Below are 18765 nucleotides of genomic sequence, written 5' to 3'. Positions count from 1 at the left end.
TGTTGCCGTCGCCGAAACGGGGCCGAAAAGGAAAGGTACAAGCGACCGACGACCCCACTAGCGGGTATGGAACTGCGGGTCACCGAGAGCAGCGAGGACGAACTCTCGATCGAGATCGCCGGCGAGGACCACACGTTCATGAACGTTCTCAAGGGCGCACTCCTAGAGCACGAGGACATCAGCGCGGCGACCTACGACGTCAACCCGGAACAGTCCGGCGGCCAGACCGAGCCGATCCTGACGATCAAGACCGAGGGCGGCGCCGATCCCCTCGAGGTCCTGGAGGAAGGTGCGGCCGACGTTCGCGAGAAGGCGATCACCTTCCGCGAGGCGTTCGAAGCGGCTGCGTAATCGACCGTTCCCTCGGTCGCTCCTTTTTCGGACCCTCAGCAGGCCGCGTAGACGACGTGGATCGTCCCCTCGACGACGTGGACGTCGATCCCCTCGCCGGGCGGTCCGGCGAGGACGGCCTCCCCGTCGTCGGTGCTTGCCAGCGCGGCCGCGACGTCCTCGGCCAGCGCGGCCTCACTGTCGTAGTCGTCGATCGAGGACTCCATCGCGAACGGGACGAACACGAACTCCGCCTCGCAGTCGACGCCGAACTCGCCGGGCTCGGCCGGGTCGGGCTCGGCGTCGGCGTACTCCTGGGCGACGAACGCGCGGTTCTGGTACTCCGCGAACGCGGCGAGGTCGTCGTCGTACGCGCTGGTGGCGTCGGTTCGGTCGTCCTCGAGGCGGTCGTGGACCAGCCGCTCGGTCTCGGCGAGGTCGATCCCGGCCGCCTCGGCACCCTCGCCCGGCGCGTCGGGCGGCGAGGGCGAGCCCAGTCCCGGCAGTATCGACGGCGAGATGATCCCCGTCGCGAAAAGCACGACGACGACGCCGAGCACGGCGAACACCGGCAGGTAGGGTTTCGCCACGTCGAGCCAGCCCGGGACCTCGAGCTCGCGATCGACGTCGTCGTAGCGCTGCTCGACCTTTCGGAGGTCGTGGCCGTTACAGCGCGAACACGGGGGGTTGTTCTTCACGTGATCCCGGCCGCAGTCCTGACAGCGCCAGACGTACGTCGTCCCGGTGTCGACGGTCTCCGTGCGCGTCGGCTCCGCCTCGGTTTCGTCCGCCCGGACGACCGCCTTCTCGAAGCTGTTGTGCCCGCACTCGCGACACGGGGGGTCGTTCTCTTCGTGTGGTTCCCCACACCAGGTACACCGCCACTTCACTGGTAGAAGAGCACGACTGCGACGAGATAAGCGTACTGGATCGCGGGGTCGTCTCCGAACCCCACGGGAACAGCTTTTCGACGCCGCCGACGTCCTCGGTGTATGAAACCGTCAGAACGGGCGTTTCTCGAGCGGTCCCGCGTCGGACGGCTGGCGACGGTCGACGGCGACGGACGGCCACACGCCGTTCCGATCTGTTACGCGCTCCGCGACGGGTCGCGACTCGTCTCCGCGATCGACGAGAAACCCAAGGCTACCCGGGAGCTCCGTCGCGTTCGAAACGTTCGGTCGACCCCTCTGGTCGCCGTGGTCGTCGACCGGTACGCCGAAGACTGGTCCCGGCTCGCGTGGGTACAGGTCCGGGGCCGAGCGACGGTCCTCGAGCCGGACGCGAGGACGCACGCCGAGGCCGTCCGCGTCCTCGAGGCGAAGTACGAGCAGTACGCCGATCACGACCTTGCGACACGACCCGTCCTCGAGATCGCGATCGGCTCGACTGTCTCGTGGGGCGCCATGGACGGGAGCGATCCGTAGCCGACCTGTCAGCTCAGAGCCGAACCGGAACGCCCCGCTCGTCCAGATACTCCTTGCACTCCTGGATCGAGTGCTCGTCGAAGTGGAAGATCGAGGCCGCAAGCCCCGCGTCGGCGCCGGCCTCGGTGAACACCTCGTAGAGGTCCTCGGGGCCGCCACAGCCCGAGGACGCGATCACCGGCGTGTCGACGGTCTCACAGACCGCCTCCGTCAGCGGGATATCGTAGCCGTCCTTGGTGCCGTCCTTGTCGATCGAGTTGACGAACAGCTCGCCGGCGCCGCGCTGTTCGGCCTCCCGGGCCCACTCGAGGACGTCGATCCCGGTCCCCTCGCGGCCGCCCTTCTTGGTGCACTCGAACCAGCAGGACTCACCGTCGACCTCGACGTAGTGTTCGCCCTCGCGGTCGAAGCGCCGTCTGGCGTCGACGCTGATGACGATACACTGGCTGCCGAACGCGCGGGCGCCCTCGGTGATGAGTTCGGGACGCTCCAGGGCGCCGGTGGTGATCGAGACCTTGTCCGCGCCAGCCCGCAGCGTCTCCTTGATATCGTCGGTGGTGCGGATCCCTCCGCCGACGGTCAGCGGAATGAAGACCTCGTCGGCGACGTCGCGGACGACGTCGAGCATCGTCTCGCGGCCCTCCGCCGAGGCGGTGATATCGAGGAAGACGAACTCGTCGGCGCCGGACTCGTTGTACGCCTTGGCCATCTCGACGGGATCGCCGGTGTACTCGAGGTCCTCGAAGTGGACGCCGGTGTAGACCGCCGGGTTCCCGTCCTCGTCGAGGTCGACGTCGATACACGGGATGACGCGTTTGGTCAGGGTCATTCGTTGCTCGAGGCTTCGCACCCGGGGTAGTAAAGCCGTCTGGATCCCGCAGCGATCCGGCGTCTCGTCCCGTCGTCAGTCCTCGAGCAACCGTCCGCGAAACGCCGCGATCGCGTCCGGGAGCGTCTCGAACCGGGCCTCCAGGCGGACGTACTCGTTGTACTCGCTGCCGAGCGTGACGTTCGCCTCGGGATCGCCGTCGGCCCTCCGACGCAGTGTGTCGTCGGCCCGCTCGAGCGAGCGGACCGTCTTCGCGAGGACGTCGGCGCCGAGCGATGGGCCCGTACCGTCGCCGCGTACCGATTCGGCCGCCGAGACAGCCGCCGTCCGCTGTGCCCGTATCTCCTCGATCGACTCGGGCGAAGCGAGTTTGCCGTCCTCGAACCGCTCGCGAACGAGTTCGAACGCCCGGAACGCTCCTTCGAACCGGAGCGCGGCCGCCAGCCCCGTGCCGAGCCGATCGTCGTCGACCGCGTCCTGTAGCTGCTCTCGGGCGCTGTACACCGGCCTGACCGCGTCCCAGAGAACCGTCTGGTCGAACCCCTGCTCGACCTCGCGGTCGACGAGTGTGGCGAGCCAGTCGTCCTCGCCCTGGTCGGGGAGCGAGACGTCGGTCGCGCGCTCGAGGGACTTTTCGAGCGCGTCGGCGAAGACGGGTTCGAGATCGATCCGCTCCCCAGTCTCGTCTGCGTATCGCTCGAAGAGGTGGTCCCAGACGGACGTCGTCGCCGCAGCGAACTCGAGGTCGCCGGCCTCGCTCCCGAGGTCGACGACGTCCGTGGTGGCGTCGACGTCCCAGCGCTCGACGCGGCGGGCCGCCGTCTCGAGGTCGTTCTCGCGGGCCGCAAACAGCAACGCGGCCCGGAGTCTGCCGTCGTCGCCGTCCTCGCCGCGGTAGTCGACGTCCTCGAGGCGTTCCGTAACCGTCGATCGGACCGTGGCCCGCTCGTCGTCGAGCTCCGCCAGCAGCGACTCGCGGTCGGCTTCGATCGCGGCCAGCGCCGTCGCCGACGCCCGGGCGTCCTCGCGGGCCTCCCGACTCGTCCGCAGTGCCCGGTACCGTTCGTCAGCGGGCGCGTCGACCGTTTCGTCCCGGGCTTCGAGCGCGCTGTCGCGACGGTCGGCGATCGACGCTCGCACGACGCCGTTCGGGACGTCGTCGGGGTCGACGGTGTCCGAAACGGGTTCCAGAACCTCGTCGATTCGCGACCGTGCGTCCTCGAGCGCGCTCGCTGCGGGTTCGACCGGAGCCGGGCGATAGACGTCCGGAACCGATCCAGTCAGGATCGGATCGATCTCGGTCCGGGAGAACGTCGTCGCCGTCGACTCCGCGTCGTTCCACGGCAGGTCGCTACAGCCGGCGACGGCGACTCCGGCAGCCGTCCCGAACCCCGCGAGGACGTGCCGTCGGTCGAACGGGCCGTCCGTCATCGGCCCGTCACCTCGACGTCGATCGCGTTTTCACCCGTCTCGAGCGCCGATTCCGGACAGGAACCGCTCTCGCTGCTCCCGCGACTCGAGGGGCGGTCATCGTAGCTCCGCCGGATCCGGAGAAAGATCGCCTCCATAACCGTGCGGTCGGCCTCGCAGGGGGTGGTCGGCGACCGCAGTGTTCGACAGTACCGGGTCCGGAATTCGTCGGCCTCGGCCCGGACGCCCAGCACGTGTCGGCGGTAGCAGTCCTCGATCGGCCGCTGCTCGACGACGACAGACTCGGTCTCGAAATCCGTCTCCTCGAGGAACGCTCGCGCGTCCTCGATGCCGTCGGCGTCGATCCGGAGGTCTTCGGCAGCCGACCGACTGAGAACGAACTCGACGTTCCGGCGGGGTCGAGACCGGCTTTCGTCCGTTTCATCGGGAGGATCGTCGTTCGGATAGACGAACACTACGTCGTCGTCGGCACGCAGCGTCAGCGAGTCGTACTCGTCCGACGCCATCGGCTCGCCGCCGTCGGTGGTGTTGTGGGTCGTCGACGACTCGCCGGGGCCGGCACAGCCGGCGAGCACCGCGGGGAGACAGCTCCCGGCGGCCAGTAACTGCCGTCGAGACGGGAAGCTGGAGGACATGCACAAAACTGCTCAACAGCTCGGTAAGTTCTTTTGGATAACCTGTTGCGGAACGGCGACTCCGTCCGCTGTAGGTGTATTTAAGGCCCCGAGCCGAGAAGGCGCGGGTATGGCAGACGACAGCGAAACAGATCCCGCCGTGGATCACGACTCGGCAGCGGACGTCGGCCACGACCTCGAGGACGAACGGACGACTGCACCGATGAGCGACTACAGCACCCGCGACGTCGGTGTCGGCTTCGCGATCATGGTCGTCGGTCTCCTGATCGCGTTCGGGATTCCGCTGGTGGCGTTTTAGAAGACGTACTCGTCGTCGTGGCCCATCATGCCGTCGTCCTCGAGGCCACCGCCCATACCCTCGTCCTCGTCTTCCATCGGTCCGCTCGTCTTGTACGCCTTGATACCCGTCGACAGGAGGTCCTCGATCGCTTCCTCTCGGTTGACGAACTCGCCCCGCTCGACCATCTGCGCGATCTGCATCTCGAGATGTTCGGGGATGGTGATCTCTACTTTCGGCATCTGATTCGGCTTTCGGCGAGGGGGTATTTAGCTTTGACGGGGAATGTACGCCGTCGGGAAAGAAAAAGTTCCTCGCGCGGAACTATTGTTTTCGGTGCCGTGTCGTCGCGCGCCCGTTCGTGATGTCGGTATCGTCCGCTCGGCGCCGCTACTTGTTGCCCATCATCGAGTCGATGGCGCTTTTGATCGTCGTTCCGGGCTGGGTGATCGAGTCCATCTGTTTGCGCATCTTCCGCTGATTGAAGTAGCTCGCGAACGCGAGGATCGTCGGCGGCCAGAGCCCGACGAAGATCCCTCGCTCCCGGTCGCCGCGTGCGAAGAAGTAGTACCACGAGAGGCCCACCGAGGCGACGGCCGCCAGGAACGCGGGCCCCATCGCTTGCTTGCCGACCTCCTCGGCCGTCCCGTCGGACAGCTCCCGTTCCGTCAGCTGCTGTTTGTTTTCCATACGGTGCGGTCGTCGACGAGGCCGAACTAAGCGGTGGCGAGGGTTTCACGACGCACCGCCCGATTAACGGATTGTTTCAACCGTTTCATCGAGTTTCGTTCGGACCGCCGTCAGCGGTACCGCAGATTTCGTTTCGCGCCGATGGCGCCGCGTTCGAGCCGGGTGGTCCCGCCGACCGCGCCGACGCCGCAACGTCAGACCTACGTGAGCACGACTCCTGGCGTAACGTATGAGCGACGTAACTGACGTCACGGATCTTTACCACGAGTTCGGCGACGAACGCCTCCCGCCGGGCCAGCGCGAGACGACGGCGTTCCCGGTGCTTTCGAAGAGCGGCACGCCGGAGTTCGATCCCGACACCTGGGAGTTTACCGTCACCGGCGCGGTCGAGGACGAACTCTCCCTGTCCTGGGAAGAGTTCCGGGCGCTCCCGGCCGTGACCCAGCGCCAGGACTTCCACTGTGTCACCGGCTGGAGCAAGTTCGACTGCGAGTTCACGGGCGTCCCCTTCACGGAGCTGGCCGAGCGCGCCGGGGTGCGGGACGACGCCGTCCACGTCATGTTCTCGGCGCTGGACGACTACACGACCGACCTCCCGCTCGAGGACTGTCTGCGCGAGGAGGTGTTGCTGACCTGGGCGTACGACGGCGAGGAGCTGCCGGCCGACCACGGCGGTCCGCTGCGGGTCGTCACCCCCCACAAGTACGCCTACAAGGGCGCCAAGTGGGTCGACGGGATCGAGTTTCTTACCGATCCCGAGCCGGGCTACTGGGAGCGACGCGGCTACTCCGAGACGGCCGATCCCTGGAACGAGGAGCGGTACAGCTAGGGTCTCCCCCGCCGAATAGTTAGGCTGAAGGCGGGCCAGTCCTGACGTTCCCTCGATGGACAGAACGTTGGACGGGCGACAATCAGCCGTCGATTCGCGGCCCGACAGCGGCGGGCTGACGAGCCGGAGCCGCGAGCTCGAGGACGTCTCCTTCGGCGCGGTCGTCGAGGCCGACGACGCCTGCCGGGTGCAGTGGGCGACCCCCGACGGGCTCGAGGTCGTCGGTCGCGGCGTCGCGGCTCGCTTTCGGGCACGGGGCCCGGAGCGGTTCGACGAGATCCGAACGCAGGCGGAGGCGGCGTTCGACGACCTGGATCACCGCGGCCCGGTGGTCGCTCGTCCGCGCGCGTTCGGCGGCTTCTCGTTTCACGACGGCCACGACGCAGGTGGCGTCTGGCACGGGTTCGAGGCGGCTTCCTTCGTCGTTCCCGCGATGCTCGTCACGCGCAGCGACGACGGCACCTGGCTCACCGCGGTCGCCAACGACGCCGAGGACGCGACGCGGCGGCTCGAGGACTGGCACGAGCGCCTGCTCGAGCTGCCGGCGATGCGTCCCAGCGGGTCGGGGCCGGGCGTCGCCGAGACCCGACGGACGACCGCGATCGAGTCCTGGCGGGCCCAGGTCGAGACCGCCCTCGAACGGATCGACGCCGGCGAGCTCACGAAGGTCGTCCTCGCGCAGGCGCTGTCGGTCGACCTCGAGGGACCGATCGACGTCCCCGCGACCGTCGAGCGGCTGCGCCGACGCTACCCGAACTGCTACCGGTTTCTCGTCGGCGACGGGACCAGCGGCACGTTCTTCGGGGCCCCGCCCGAACGGCTGGTGTCGAAACGCGGCGACCGGGTTGAGACCGAGGCGCTTGCGGGCTCGGTGCCCCGCGGCGAGACCCCCGAGGCGGACGACGACCACGCCGAGCGGATGCTCGACAGCGAGAAGCTCCGCCGCGAACACGGGCTCGTCGCCGAGGCGATCCGCGACCAGCTCGCCCCCCTCGCGAGCGAGCTGACGGTCGCCGAGCGGACGATCCGTCGGCTGGCGACGATCCAGCACCTGCAGACGCCGATCGAGGCCACTCTCGAGGCCGACCGGCACGTCCTCGAGCTCGTCGAGGCCCTGCACCCGACGCCCGCGGTCGGTGGCGTGCCACCCGGGACGGCCCTCGAGACGATCCGCGAGACCGAGTCCTTCGACCGGGGGTGGTACGCGGCCCCGATCGGGTGGTTCGACGCTGCAGGCGACGGCGAGTTCGCGGTCGGCATTCGGTCGGGGCTCGCGACCGACGAGACCGTGACGCTGTTTGCGGGCAACGGGATCGTCGCCGACAGCGACCCCGAGGAGGAGTGGGAGGAGGTCCAGCTGAAGTTCCGGCCCGTACTGGACGAGCTCAAATGAGCGCGCCGAATCGGGCCACCCTGTGGGGTCGCGTCCTCGTCGACGAGCTCGCGGAGGGCGGTCTCGAGGCGGTCTGTATTTCGCCGGGGAGCCGATCGACCCCCCTGACGGTCGCGTTCGCCGCCCACCCCGAGATCGAGGTCTTCTCCCAGCTCGACGAGCGGTCGGCGGCCTACTTCGCGCTCGGCCGGGCCCGACGAACCGGCGAGCCGACGGCGCTGGTCTCGACCTCCGGTACCGCGGCCGCGAACTTCCACCCCGCGGTCATCGAGGCGAACCAGGCCCGCGTTCCGCTGCTCGTGCTCACCGCCGACCGTCCCCACGAGCTGCGCGACAGCGGCGCCAACCAGACGATCGACCAGGTCAAGCTCTACGGCGACGCCGTTCGCTGGTACGCCGAGCTTCCCGACCCCGAGGCCGACGAGCGAAAGGCCCGGAGTCTGCGGACGACTGCGGCCCGCGCGCTCGCGGAGACGATCGGAACCCCCGCGGGCCCCGTCCACCTCAACTGCCCGTTCCGGAAACCCCTCGAGCCGACCGAGACCGAGGACGTTCCCGACTCGTTCGGGGAGACCCTCGCCGGACGAGGACGGGCGGGCGCGTTCGTCGAAACCGATCGCGGGCGACCGACCCTCGCGTCCTCGAGCGACGCCGTTACCGACCTCGCGGACGCGCTCGCGGCGGCCGACCGCCCGCTGATCGTGGCGGGTCCGGCCGACCCGGTCGACCTCGCAGAACTCGAGCCCGCGACCGTCCTCGCGGTCGCCGAGCGCGTCGGCGCGCCGGTGTTTGCCGACCCGCTCTCGGGGCTGCGGTTCGGCGAGGACGTCCCCGATAGTCCGGTCGTCGGCGGCTACGACGCCTATGCCGACGTCCTGCCCGAACCCGACGTCGTCGTCCGGGTCGGCGCCTCGCCGACCTCGAAACCGCTCCGGCAGACCCTCGCGGCGGCCGACGCTGACCAGTACCTGCTCGACCCCGCCGGGGAGTGGCGCGAGGCGACCTTCACCGCGACCGACCTGCTCGCCGCGACCCCGGGCTCGGTTTTCGAGGGCGTCCGCGAGCGCCTCGCGTCCTCCAGCGAGGACGTTGGCGCCGACGGCGAGTGGCGCGAACGGTTCGAGCGCGCCGAGCGGGCCCACTGGCGGCACCGCGACGAGGCGCTCGAACCGTCGACGCTCGCCGACGCTCCCTTCGAGGGGGCCGTCCTCGCCACGGTCTTCGAGGACGCGCCCGACCCCGCGACGATCGTCGTCGCGAACAGCATGCCGATCCGGGACGCAGACCGGTTCGCCCGCCCGCGGGCGGCCGAGCTGACCGTCCTCGGGAACCGCGGCGCCAGCGGGATCGACGGAACGGTGAGTACGGCGCTGGGTTCCGGCAGCGCGACCGACGACCCGCTCGTGTTCGTCACCGGCGATCTCTCGCTGTACCACGACGCGAACGGACTGCTCGCCGTCAAGCGCTGTGGCGTCGACGCGACGATCGTTCTCCTGGACAACGACGGCGGCGGGATCTTCCACGAGCTGCCGATCGCCGACTTCGACCCCCCGTTCACCGAGCAGTTCGAGACTCCCCATGGCCTCGAGTTCGAGCGCCTCGCGGCGCTGTACGACCTCGAGTTCGAGCGCGTCGAGCCCGCAGCGTTCGCGGACGCCTACCGACGCTCGCTCGAGAGCGAGGGGACACAGCTGCTTGCCGTCCCGTTCGACGCCGAGGCGAGCCACCGCCGTCGGGACGTCCTCGCGGAACGGGTCGAGGACGCGGCCGCGGAGGCGTTCGAGCGCAACCCGTAACGCCGAACGTCGGCCCGGGCAGTCGAGGTGTGACACCGCTCGAGGCAGGACTGACATATCGTATTTCGATATACGGAATCGACGAACGGCCACGGCCACCCGTGAGGGGTACGACGGCCTCCGGATCACCGCCGAGATGTCCTGGCCCCTCGAGTCGGGCGCCGATCTCGACCGCGTGATCGGGTACGAGCGGGCGGGCAATCGGCTTTGCGCCGACTACGACGCGAAAGCGCGGACGGCAATGCCGCTTTCGAAAACGGCCGCGCTTCCGTTCGGCGGCGAGCGGTAGTCACCCTACTCGCCGCGCTCGAGGATCGCCTCGAGGTCGTAGTGACCCTCGGGACCACCCCCGTCCTCGCCGCGCGCCGGCTTCGCGCAGATATCGAACGTGTACGCCCCGGTGAGGGTATCGCTGGCGAAGACGAAATCGCGCGCCTCGTTGTACACGGCCGACCAGCAGTACGGCGGCGTTCCCGGCGAGTGATCCTCGGCTTCCTCCATTCGGTCGTCGGTCGCGTACCGCTCGGTCGGCGTCGGGTTCGTTGGATCCGTGATGTTTGCGACCCAGGTCCCCTGCCGGTAGCCGCCGTCGACCAGCAGGACCTCGTCGCCGTCGTGGACGACGTCGTGGAAGTGGGTCGTCCAGAAGCAGGCGTCCTCCTGGAACCGGGCGTCCGGCGAGTGGGTGAAGCCGATCGGGATCGGGTCCTCGAGCGATCCCTCGTCCCAGCCGATGTCGAAGACGTGTTTTCCGCCCGGGATCGCGTCGGTCGCACAGATCTCGTCGCCGACGACCGCGAGCCCGCGTTCGGGGTCGAAGCTGGCCTGGTGACAGTCCTCGAAGCCCGGCGTTCCGATCTCCTCGTAGTCCGGCTGCTCCTCATAGTCGAACCGGCCGATCTCCGTCGGCGCCAGCGGGTCCTCGAGGTCGAGGATCGCGTACCCTTCGAACTCGCCGGCGATGTACGCACAGTGGAGCACGTTCCGGCCCGTATCGACCTCGCAGTCGTGGCAGTACCCCGGCGGACCGTAGAGGCCACAGATCTCGGGGTTCTCCGGATCGCTCACGTCGACCGGAATCACGCCTCTCTCCTCCGCGTCCTTGTCGACGGCGTAGACGATCGGCTTCTCGGGGTGTTCGGCGAGCGTGTGGACGCCCGTGTTCGGCGTTTCGACGGTGGCGACGATCTCGGGATCCTCAAGCGTCCCCTCGCCCCAGCCGTAGTCGACCACCTCGAAGCCCATCAGGCCGACCTGGTCGTCCTCGCCGAAGTCGTCCGCCTCCTGCGTGCGGTAGTAGAGCCCGTCACGGACGCCGTCGAACTTGAGGTTGTTCGAGCGGGTGAGCTCGTTGGCCGTCTCAAGGCGATGAACCTCGACGGGGTTCTCGAGGTCCGAGAGATCGTACAGCGTGCTCCCGTAATCGTTCCCTCCGCGCGGGAAACTGCTCACGGCACCGTACATGCCGTCCTCGCGAACGTGGCCGTACGTGTACCGCGGGGCGTCCTCGGGGAGCGCCTGACCGAGCTTGTCGATCCGTCCTCGGGTGCGGGCGTTCGCGCGGTCCGGCGGCGACGCGACAACGGTTCCGGAGCCGAGCGCGGCCACCGCTGCGGTCGTTGTTCCGAGTCGCTTCAGAAACCGACGGCGAGCCGAGTTGTCTGCGTTCATCATTGGATTAATTTCGAGAATTTGATCATCTATCGATACGGGAACGTACTACGATAAAATAGATAATCAAGATCGATTTTGTTCTCAAAATCTGAAAACCAACGAACGTGGGTAGTTATCCTATCGTCCAACGAACGAAATAGATCGCGGACAGCTGCACCCACCGTCGAGTACCGTGACCGGTGTCGCGTCGATGCGCCCGGTCGTTTTCGAGCACGAGACCCTCCACTGGTTCGAATGGTTACAGTTTCCGAAACGGTTTTGCCAGAGAGTAGTGAGTGTCCTGGTGGCACAACAGTCATGTCACGAGATGACACGCCACGACGGACGGCGGGACAGGCGGGAGAACGAACGACGTCCTCGGGGCTTCGTCGTCGGGCCTTTCTCTCGAGCGCGGGGGTCGCCGCGGGGGCGCTTGCGTTCGGGACGCCGACGGTCACGGCCGACGACTACCAGCCGGTCACCGACGTTCCCGGCTTTAGCTGCGACGATCCGCAGTTCACCTGCGGACGAGAGGTCACGGCCGCGGACGGGATGGTCTCGACGGTCGATCCGATCGCCTCGGGGGTCGCAGCGCAGATCCTCCGCGAGGGCGGGAACGCGATCGACGCAGCCGTCGCGATCCAGTACGTCCTGACCGTGACCCAGCCCCACGGGTCGGGGATCGGCGGCGGCGGGTTCATGGTCGTCTACGACGCCGACTCGGATACGGTCGAGTGCGTGAACAGCCGGGAGCGCGCCTCCCAGACCGCCTCTCCGGAGCTGTATCGTCACGACGGCGAGTACGACCAGGACATCGAGACTGGCGAGGCGATGGGGACGCCGGGGACGGTCAAGGGACTCGAAACCGCCCGCGAACGGTACGGGAGCTGCTCGCGCCAGCGGCTGATCGATCCGGCGATCCGCCTCGCGCGCGACGGGTTCACCGTCGACTGGTTCCTCGCCGAGGAGATCGCGGAGAACACCGACAAGTTCAACGACGCGGCCATCGAGACCTACAGCGACGATCGGGGCAACCTCTACGAGGAGGGCGACACGATGACCAACCCGGACCTCGCGGACACCCTCGAGTGCATCCGACGGCGAGGGGCCGACGGCTTCTACGAGGGGGCGGTCGCGGCGGATATCGCCGCGACGATCCGGGAGTACGCTCGCGACCCCGACCAGGTCGTCGACGAGGACGACCTCTCGACGTACGACGTCACGATCGACGACCCGGTTCGCAAGGAGTGGCGCGACGTCGAGCTCGTCGGCCAGCCGATGCCCAGCTCCGGCCCGACGGTCGTCGCGATGGTGCTGCGGATGCTCGAGTTCCTCGATATCGAGGAGTACGACGTCCGCTCGGCGGAGAAGTACCACCTGATCGCCGAGTCGATCTACTCCGCCTGGGCCGATCGGATGGAGTACATGGGCGACGACGAGTTCGTCGACGTCCCGGTCGACGCCCTGCTCTCGGACGACTACCTGCAGTCGCGGGCCGATCCCATCGAGTTCGGGGGGACGGTCTTCCCCGACGACGAGATGGGCCCGGGACAGCCCGGCGAGACGACCCACTTCTCGGTCATCGACAAGTGGGGCAACGCCGTCTCCTACACCTCCACGATCGAGCAGTTCATGGGCTCGGGCAAGATGGTCCCCGGCCGCGGGTTCCTGCTCAACAACGAGCTCACCGACTTCGACGCCGAGCCGGGCGGGCCAAACGAGCCCGACGCCTGGAAGCGCCCGCTGAGCAGCATGAGCCCGATGATGGTGCTGCGGGACGGTCGGCCGGAGTTCACGGCCGGCTCGCCGGGCGGCTGGGCGATCGTCAGCGCGACGTTCCAGACGATCCTCCACCGGTACGCCTACGGTCTGAGTCCGCTGGAGTCGATCACCGAGCCGTCGATCTACACCCACCACATGGGCGGGATCGAGTGGGACGAGGGCGTCCCACAGGAGGCCCGCGATACCCTCGCGGACTGGGGCCACGAGGTCGACGACGAGCCGAGCGAGATCGGCAACGTCCAGGTCATCGCCAGCGAGGACGGCCTGCTGACCGGCGCGGCCGACCCGAACCGTGACGGCCAGGCGGTCGGCTTCGATCGGGAGCCCGGGACCAACGGCGACGACTGACGGCCCGGACGTCCTCGGTTGTCCCACAGCCGAGTTGATCTGGAGGCGAATTCGAGCCCAACATTCCTTTCTGACTTTGTACTGTGAGTTAAACAGCTATCTTTATTCAGGCTGCATGCACTACTGCATACATGAGCACCTCGATCCGGCTTTCGGAGGAGGCGAAGTCTCGGTTAGATCTATTCAAACGGGAGGACGAGAGCTACAACGACGTGATCCTCCGTCTTACGTCGGAGGATAAGTGGGCCGGATTCGGGATCGCGTCGAGCGATCCGGAGCGATCGAAGGAGGGGATGGAGGAGGTCCGAGAGGGGATTCGAACCCGAATGGATCGCCACGTCGAGGAGATCGATCAGTGACGGTACTCGTTTTCGACACCAATCTCCTCAGCGATTACCTCAACGGTACGGACGACGCGAGATCGTTCCTCGAAGTACACGAGCAAGATCCGTGGGGTGTGCCGTCTATCGTCCTCTTCGAAGCCCTCATGGGGAGTCTGTACGGATATATCGATGCGACTCCGGAGGCGATCATCCACTCCGTAACGACCTCGATGGACGTCCTCGAGACCACCCGGGAAACGGCAATCGAAGGCCACGAGCTTCAGCAGGTGCTCCAGGAACGAGGCGCCCCCGTGGATCAACTCGACGCGTTGATCGCGGCGTCCGCTCGAGAGCACGGCGGACGATTTGCAACGGCTGAAAAGCAGTTCTGGACGGACGACGTTCAGGCCGTACTGGACGTCGAGAAGTACGATCCGCACTGACGAGGGGTGCTGGCCGGAGTCCGTCCTCGACCGGCGACGCGAACCTATTTGACGCGACGGCGACCACACTCGAGCGATGGTTTCGGAACTCTTCGACGAGGAGCGCTGGGAGCCGATCGAGGACGTCGATCGCGACTTCCGGGATATCACCTACCACCGGGCGGTCGACTCGGGAACGGTCAGGATCGCGTTCGACCGGCCCGCGGTTCGTAACGCCTTTCGACCGGGCACGGTCGACGAACTGTACGACGCCTTAGAACACGCGAAACGCCAGACCGACGTCGGCTGTGTCCTGCTGACGGGGAACGGCCCCTCGCCGAAAGACGGCGGCTGGGCGTTCTGTTCGGGCGGGGATCAGACGATCCGCGGCGAGGACGGCTACCAGTACGAGGGGGACGAAGAACGAGCCTCCGAACAGGGACGGCTGCACATCCTCGAGGTCCAGCGGCTCATCCGCCACATCCCGAAGGTCGTGGTCTGTGTCGTCCCCGGCTGGGCGGTCGGGGGCGGCCACTCGCTGCACGTCGTCTGCGATCTCACCCTTGCCAGCGAGGAACACGCGAAGTTCCTCCAGACCGATCCCGACGTCGCGAGCTACGACGCCGGCTTCGGCTCCGCGTACCTGGCCAAACAGATCGGCCAGAAGAAGGCCCGAGAGGTCTTCTTCCTCGGGAAGACCTACGACGCCGAGGAGGCCGCGGAGATGGGGATGGTCAACGAGGTCGTCCCCCACGAGGAGTTAGCGGAGACCGCCCTGGAGTGGGGCGAACGGATCAACGCGAAGAGCCCGACGGCGATGCGGATGCTCAAGTACGCGTTCAACATGACCGACGACGGGATGGTCGGCCAGCAGGTGTTCGCCGGCGAGGCGACCCGACTCGGCTACATGACCGACGAGGCCCAGGAGGGCCGTGACGCCTTCGTCGAGGGCCGCGACCCCGACTTCGACGACTACCCCTGGCACTACTGACGAACGGATTGCCGCTATCGACGACGGCCGTCCTTATACCGTCGCCGACAGCGGTCGAAACCGACGGCGTGAGAAACCCATATGACGCTCACACTCCCACACTGGAGTAGTGTCCCTCCCAGATCGATCCGCGCTCTCCCGGCGCGAGTACGTTCGCGCGCTGGTCGCCGCCGGCGGGGCGACGGCGCTGAGCGCCTGTCTGGACCTGTCGGACGACGACGAGGACGAGGACGCGGACCCGGTTCCCGCAGGTATCGACGACCCGTCGTCGCTGCCCGACCGCCAGCACGCCTGGGACGAGCAGCTTCCGGCCGACGGGGACGAGAACGTTCGCCCGGCCGAGCACCACGTCCTCGTAGCGCTGTCGGTGAGCGACGACGTCGGGAGCGTCGCCGACCCCGACGCCCGGGAGACCGTCGAGGACGCCCTGCGAACGCTCGAGCGGGCCTACGAGCGCAGCAACGACGGCTTGCTGTTTACGATCGGCTACACGTCGGCGTACTTCGACCGGTTCGAGGAACCGCTGCCGGAGTCGGTCGATCTCCCCGAGCCCGAGCCGCTCCGTGAGGGCGAGAACCCGGCGTTCGACGAGTTCGACGCCCTCCTGCACCTCGCGAGCGACCGCCCCGAGGTCGTCCTCGAGGCCGAAGAGGGGCTGTTCGGCGACCGGGAGTCGGTCAACGGGATCGAACCCGAGGCGGAGCTCTCGGGCGTTTTCGACCGCGAGGACGACCGCCGTCGGACGGGGTTCGTCGGTGACGGGCTGCCGGCCGAGCGGACCGACGTCCCCGGCGTGCCCGAGACCGTCCCCGAGGACGCGCCGTTCTTCATGGGGTTTCGCTCGGGGTTCGCCGACAGCCAGGCCAGCGAGGACCGCGTGACGATCGAGTCGGGGCCGTTCGCGGGCGGAACGACCCAGCAGGTGTCCTCGATGGAGATCAACTTGGCGCAGTGGTTCGGCCAGGAGAACCACTACCAGCGCGTCTCGAAGCTGTTCAGCCCCGAACACGCCGCGGAGGAAGCCGTCGGCGAGGTCGGGGAGGAGCTCGGCGCGACGAACGGACTGACCGACGAACGGATCGCGGCGACCGAGGACGACGCCCGGGAGCGCGGCGTCGTCGGCCACGCTCAGAAGGCCGCACGCGCTCGCGAGGACGGCGAGCCCCCGCTCCTGCGGCGGGATTTCAACACCGTCGACGGCGACCGACCGGGATTGCACTTCCTCTCGTTGCAGCGGGAGATCGCCGACTTCGTCCGGGTTCGCGAGGCGATGAACGGGACGGACCTGGACGTCGCGACGGCGAACAACGGCATTCTGCACTACCTCTTCGTCGACCGACGGGGGAACTATCTCGTCCCGCCCCGATCGCTGCGGGCGCTCCCGCCGGCCGAGCCGAACGACGATAGCTGATCACGGTGTGACTCATGAAACAGGAACGACACGACACGCGACGGACGATCGACCGCCGGACACTCGTCCGGCGAACGGGCGCGCTCGCGGGAGCGGTCGCGCTCGCGGGATGTACCGGAACCGACGGAGACGACGACGAGACGGACGACGAGAACGGAGCCGACGACGATGTCGAGGCCGTCCCCGAGATCATCGAGGTCGAGGACCCGCCCGAGGCCGTCTACGTCCCGACCCACCGCGAGCAGATGCGCATGCTCGAGCCGATCGAGGACGGCGACGTCGCGATCGCGCCGATGCTGTCGTACCCGCATCCGTTCTGGATCGTCGCCGGCGGCGACGAGGACTCGGTCGAGCGCGTCGACCCGGCGGAAGGCCACGGCGTCCACATGATGTTCACCGCCTGGGACCGGGAGACGGGAACCGTCCTCCCGGTCGACGAGGGGGCGGAGCTCCGGGTGTTCCGGGACGGCGAACGGATCGGCTCGCCGCTGTCGCCGTGGACGATGCTCTCCCAGGAGATGGGCTTTCATTTCGGGGACAACGTCTCCTTGCCCGGCGACGGCAGCTACGCCGTCGAGATCGACCTGCCCGCGCTCTCGACCCGGCGGACGGGAGCGCTCGAGGACCGGCTGACCGAGGCTGTGAGTGCTCGCTTCGAGTTCGAGTACGACGAGGCGTTCCGCGAGGCGGTCGTCGGCGGGGTCGAGTACTTAGACGAGGAGCTGTGGGGCGAGCGGGGCGCGCTCGAACCGATGGAGCACGGCGACCACGATCATCATGGCGACGAGGACGACCACGAAGCCGATCACGGTCACGACGACCACGAACACGGCGAGGACGACCACGATCACGACGACCACGAACACGACGAGGACGATCACGCCCACCACGAGGTTCCCTACTCCCAGCTCCCGCCGGTCGAGGAGTACCCCGGAACGCTGCTCCGCGAGGACGGCGCCGACGAGACCGAACCGGGCGACGACGCCGACCTCCCCCGCAGCGGGGACGCGGCGGTCGTCGCGACGCTGCTCGAGCCCGACTCGCGGCTCGCGGGCCACGAGCGCTACCTGCTGGTCTCCCCGCGAACGCCGTACAACCGGGTGCCACTGGCGGACGCGACGCTGGCCGCGACGGTCGAGCGCGAGGACGGCTCCGCCGCCGACACCGTCCTCGAACAGACTCTCGACGGCGAGTACGGGCTCCACTACGGGGCCGACGTCGCGGCCGACCCGGGCGACGACGTGACGGTGTCGTTCGAGTCACCCCCTCAAGTCGCCCGCCACCAGGGGTACGAGACCGCGTTCCTCGAGATGGAGCCCCTCGAGCTGACGGTCCCGGAGGAAACGGAATGAACGCCGATCGAACCCGGCGGGTGCTCGCGATCGCACTGGCCGCGCTGCTCGCCGTCGGCGTCCTCGTCCCGGCGACGACGCTGGCCGGCGACAACGCGACCAGCTTCTACTTCGACGACGAGGAGATCGCGGCCGATCCGGGCGAGACGGTCGAACTGGCGCTGATCGCCAGCGACCACGGCGATCTCCACGGCAACGGGATCGACGAGCTCGAGGCGACGATCGCCTACGAGCGTGACGTCCTCGAGGTCGTCGACGTCGAACACGGTCCGATGCTCGCCGCGGGCGACGCCGACGCCGAGGTCGAGGGCTCGAGTACCGTCGACGAGGACGCGGGGACGGTGACGGTCGAACAGGAACGGACGCCCTCGGGCGACGGTGCGACCGGGTCCGACGTCGCGGCGACGATCACCGTCGCGGTGGCCGAGGACGCCGACGCGACCAGCGAGCCGATCGAGATCGCCGACGCGTCGACGACGCTGGTCACGGACTACCCGCAGGCGACCTTCGAGTACGACGCGACGATCCACGTCGACGGCGGGGACGAGGACGTCGAAGACGAGGACGACGACGGAACTGACGGCGTGACGCTCGCCGACGAGGACGACGCGGGTGAAGCCGAGGACGCGAACGGCGCCGACGCCGACGAGAACGGAACGACCGATGGCGCGGGCTCGGGTGACGATACGGAGTCGAGCGACGACGACTCCGTCCCCGGCTTCGGTGCGCCCGTCGCCGTCCTCGGGCTCGCGGTCGCGCTCTGGGCGGTGCGCCGACGCGCCTGACAGCGGTCGCGTCGACCCGATCGGTCGGCGTCAATGCCAACGTTGACACGTCTCCGAGTCGGAG

General features: G+C 68.1%; 21 protein-coding genes. 14 read left to right on the top strand and 7 right to left on the bottom strand.

Features of this window, described 5'->3' with window-relative positions; all coding sequences use genetic code 11:
• Positions 1-66 precede the first annotated feature (66 nt).
• A complete protein-coding gene (locus tag NATOC_RS08070) occupies positions 67-351 on the top strand; it encodes a DNA-directed RNA polymerase subunit L (RefSeq protein ID WP_015320940.1) in 285 nt (94 codons plus the stop codon).
• A gap of 35 nt (positions 352-386) precedes the next feature.
• Here the strand turns inward: NATOC_RS08070 and NATOC_RS08065 are convergent, their stop codons facing one another.
• The gene (locus NATOC_RS08065; RefSeq protein ID WP_015320939.1) at positions 387-1220 is read right to left on the bottom strand and encodes a hypothetical protein; all 834 of its coding nucleotides are present in this window, start codon (positions 1218-1220) and stop codon (positions 387-389) included.
• Positions 1221-1322: 102 nt separating this feature from the next.
• Here NATOC_RS08065 and NATOC_RS08060 point away from each other — a divergent pair, with 102 nt between their 5' ends.
• Positions 1323-1754, top strand: a complete 432-nt coding sequence (locus NATOC_RS08060; RefSeq protein ID WP_015320938.1) for a TIGR03668 family PPOX class F420-dependent oxidoreductase — start codon at positions 1323-1325, stop codon at positions 1752-1754.
• A gap of 13 nt (positions 1755-1767) precedes the next feature.
• Here NATOC_RS08060 and hisF read toward each other — a convergent pair whose 3' ends face one another.
• The 3 genes from hisF to NATOC_RS08045 all read right to left on the bottom strand — a co-directional run bounded on the left by hisF (position 1768) and on the right by NATOC_RS08045 (position 4649).
• Positions 1768-2583: an imidazole glycerol phosphate synthase subunit HisF gene (gene hisF / locus NATOC_RS08055; RefSeq protein ID WP_015320937.1), complete on the bottom strand. Its 816-nt coding sequence runs from the start codon at positions 2581-2583 to the stop codon at positions 1768-1770.
• Positions 2584-2658: 75 nt separating this feature from the next.
• Entirely contained in the window at positions 2659-4014 is a 1356-nt protein-coding gene (locus NATOC_RS08050) for a hypothetical protein (RefSeq protein WP_015320936.1), read from the bottom strand.
• Complete coding sequence (locus tag NATOC_RS08045; RefSeq protein WP_015320935.1) at positions 4011-4649, bottom strand: hypothetical protein; 639 nt, start codon at positions 4647-4649, stop codon at positions 4011-4013. Before NATOC_RS08045 ends, NATOC_RS08050 begins: the two co-directional genes overlap by 4 nt.
• Positions 4650-4758: 109 nt before the next feature.
• Between NATOC_RS08045 and NATOC_RS08040 the strand changes: the two genes are divergently transcribed.
• Positions 4759-4947: a DUF7550 family protein gene (locus tag NATOC_RS08040; protein WP_015320934.1), complete on the top strand. Its 189-nt coding sequence runs from the start codon at positions 4759-4761 to the stop codon at positions 4945-4947.
• Here the strand turns inward: NATOC_RS08040 and NATOC_RS08035 are convergent.
• Positions 4944-5168, bottom strand: a complete 225-nt coding sequence (locus NATOC_RS08035; RefSeq protein WP_008425700.1) for a ribbon-helix-helix domain-containing protein — start codon at positions 5166-5168, stop codon at positions 4944-4946. The genes NATOC_RS08040 and NATOC_RS08035 overlap by 4 nt on opposite strands.
• 148 nt (positions 5169-5316) lie before the next feature.
• Positions 5317-5616, bottom strand: a complete 300-nt coding sequence (locus NATOC_RS08030; RefSeq protein WP_015320933.1) for a hypothetical protein — start codon at positions 5614-5616, stop codon at positions 5317-5319.
• A gap of 229 nt (positions 5617-5845) precedes the next feature.
• On the opposite strand from NATOC_RS08030, the gene NATOC_RS08025 reads away from it, so the two are divergent.
• Genes NATOC_RS08025 through NATOC_RS23050 form a run of 4 tightly spaced genes read left to right on the top strand, consistent with a single transcriptional unit; the run spans position 5846 to position 9923 of the window.
• On the top strand, positions 5846-6445 hold the full coding sequence (locus tag NATOC_RS08025) for a sulfite oxidase-like oxidoreductase (protein WP_015320932.1): 600 nt from the start codon (positions 5846-5848) through the stop codon (positions 6443-6445).
• 55 nt (positions 6446-6500) lie between these two features.
• Entirely contained in the window at positions 6501-7838 is a 1338-nt protein-coding gene (locus NATOC_RS08020; protein WP_015320931.1) for an isochorismate synthase, read from the top strand.
• Positions 7835-9634, top strand: coding sequence for a 2-succinyl-5-enolpyruvyl-6-hydroxy-3-cyclohexene-1-carboxylic-acid synthase (gene menD / locus NATOC_RS08015; protein ID WP_015320930.1), 1800 nt, complete (start codon positions 7835-7837; stop codon positions 9632-9634). Before NATOC_RS08020 ends, menD begins: the two co-directional genes overlap by 4 nt.
• Positions 9534-9923: an MEDS domain-containing protein gene (locus NATOC_RS23050; protein ID WP_157224603.1), complete on the top strand. Its 390-nt coding sequence runs from the start codon at positions 9534-9536 to the stop codon at positions 9921-9923. Before menD ends, NATOC_RS23050 begins: the two co-directional genes overlap by 101 nt.
• Before the next feature lie 5 nt (positions 9924-9928).
• Here NATOC_RS23050 and NATOC_RS08010 read toward each other — a convergent pair whose 3' ends face one another.
• A complete protein-coding gene (locus tag NATOC_RS08010; RefSeq protein WP_157224602.1) occupies positions 9929-11305 on the bottom strand; it encodes an LVIVD repeat-containing protein in 1377 nt (458 codons plus the stop codon).
• A 300-nt stretch (positions 11306-11605) separates the two neighbouring features.
• On the opposite strand from NATOC_RS08010, the gene ggt reads away from it, so the two are divergent.
• From ggt to NATOC_RS07975, 7 genes are all read left to right on the top strand, one after another.
• Positions 11606-13417 (top strand): gamma-glutamyltransferase, encoded by a 1812-nt coding sequence (gene ggt, locus NATOC_RS08005; RefSeq protein ID WP_015320927.1) that lies wholly within the window; start codon positions 11606-11608, stop codon positions 13415-13417.
• A 131-nt stretch (positions 13418-13548) separates the two neighbouring features.
• Positions 13549-13776 carry a DUF7557 family protein gene (locus NATOC_RS08000; protein ID WP_015320926.1) on the top strand — a complete coding sequence of 76 codons (228 nt, stop codon included), beginning with the start codon at positions 13549-13551 and terminating at the stop codon, positions 13774-13776.
• Entirely contained in the window at positions 13773-14183 is a 411-nt protein-coding gene (locus NATOC_RS07995; RefSeq protein WP_015320925.1) for a PIN domain-containing protein, read from the top strand. Before NATOC_RS08000 ends, NATOC_RS07995 begins: the two co-directional genes overlap by 4 nt.
• Positions 14184-14259: 76 nt before the next feature.
• Positions 14260-15153, top strand: coding sequence for a 1,4-dihydroxy-2-naphthoyl-CoA synthase (locus NATOC_RS07990; protein ID WP_015320924.1), 894 nt, complete (start codon positions 14260-14262; stop codon positions 15151-15153).
• A 109-nt stretch (positions 15154-15262) separates the two neighbouring features.
• On the top strand, positions 15263-16564 hold the full coding sequence (locus tag NATOC_RS07985) for a DUF7405 family protein (protein WP_015320923.1): 1302 nt from the start codon (positions 15263-15265) through the stop codon (positions 16562-16564).
• 14 nt (positions 16565-16578) lie between these two features.
• A complete protein-coding gene (locus NATOC_RS07980) occupies positions 16579-17916 on the top strand; it encodes a DUF7350 domain-containing protein (RefSeq protein ID WP_015320922.1) in 1338 nt (445 codons plus the stop codon).
• The gene (locus NATOC_RS07975) at positions 17913-18701 is read left to right on the top strand and encodes a cohesin domain-containing protein (RefSeq protein WP_015320921.1); all 789 of its coding nucleotides are present in this window, start codon (positions 17913-17915) and stop codon (positions 18699-18701) included. The genes NATOC_RS07980 and NATOC_RS07975 overlap by 4 nt, the downstream gene beginning before the upstream one ends.
• The last annotated feature ends 64 nt before the right edge of the window (positions 18702-18765 follow it).

It is taken from the genome of Natronococcus occultus SP4 (assembly GCF_000328685.1).
Lineage (GTDB): Archaea > Halobacteriota > Halobacteria > Halobacteriales > Natrialbaceae > Natronococcus > Natronococcus occultus.
Note: the sequence above shows the minus strand (reverse complement) of the source record. Positions and strands in the feature narration are given on the sequence as shown.

Excerpts from the sequence above, each read along its gene's own strand:
- NATOC_RS08070 (WP_015320940.1), top strand. The coding sequence starts at position 67 with ATGGAACTGCGGGTCACCGAGAGCAGCGAGGACGAACTCTCGATCGAG.
- NATOC_RS08060 (WP_015320938.1), top strand. The coding sequence starts at position 1,323 with ATGAAACCGTCAGAACGGGCGTTTCTCGAGCGGTCCCGCGTCGGACGG.
- hisF (WP_015320937.1), bottom strand. The coding sequence starts at position 2,583 with ATGACCCTGACCAAACGCGTCATCCCGTGTATCGACGTCGACCTCGAC.
- NATOC_RS08050 (WP_015320936.1), bottom strand. The coding sequence starts at position 4,014 with ATGACGGACGGCCCGTTCGACCGACGGCACGTCCTCGCGGGGTTCGGG.
- NATOC_RS08045 (WP_015320935.1), bottom strand. The coding sequence starts at position 4,649 with ATGTCCTCCAGCTTCCCGTCTCGACGGCAGTTACTGGCCGCCGGGAGC.
- NATOC_RS08040 (WP_015320934.1), top strand. The coding sequence starts at position 4,759 with ATGGCAGACGACAGCGAAACAGATCCCGCCGTGGATCACGACTCGGCA.
- NATOC_RS08035 (WP_008425700.1), bottom strand. The coding sequence starts at position 5,168 with ATGCCGAAAGTAGAGATCACCATCCCCGAACATCTCGAGATGCAGATC.
- NATOC_RS08030 (WP_015320933.1), bottom strand. The coding sequence starts at position 5,616 with ATGGAAAACAAACAGCAGCTGACGGAACGGGAGCTGTCCGACGGGACG.
- NATOC_RS08025 (WP_015320932.1), top strand. The coding sequence starts at position 5,846 with ATGAGCGACGTAACTGACGTCACGGATCTTTACCACGAGTTCGGCGAC.
- NATOC_RS08020 (WP_015320931.1), top strand. The coding sequence starts at position 6,501 with ATGGACAGAACGTTGGACGGGCGACAATCAGCCGTCGATTCGCGGCCC.
- menD (WP_015320930.1), top strand. The coding sequence starts at position 7,835 with ATGAGCGCGCCGAATCGGGCCACCCTGTGGGGTCGCGTCCTCGTCGAC.
- NATOC_RS08010 (WP_157224602.1), bottom strand. The coding sequence starts at position 11,305 with ATGAACGCAGACAACTCGGCTCGCCGTCGGTTTCTGAAGCGACTCGGA.
- ggt (WP_015320927.1), top strand. The coding sequence starts at position 11,606 with ATGTCACGAGATGACACGCCACGACGGACGGCGGGACAGGCGGGAGAA.
- NATOC_RS08000 (WP_015320926.1), top strand. The coding sequence starts at position 13,549 with ATGAGCACCTCGATCCGGCTTTCGGAGGAGGCGAAGTCTCGGTTAGAT.
- NATOC_RS07990 (WP_015320924.1), top strand. The coding sequence starts at position 14,260 with ATGGTTTCGGAACTCTTCGACGAGGAGCGCTGGGAGCCGATCGAGGAC.
- NATOC_RS07980 (WP_015320922.1), top strand. The coding sequence starts at position 16,579 with ATGAAACAGGAACGACACGACACGCGACGGACGATCGACCGCCGGACA.
- NATOC_RS07975 (WP_015320921.1), top strand. The coding sequence starts at position 17,913 with ATGAACGCCGATCGAACCCGGCGGGTGCTCGCGATCGCACTGGCCGCG.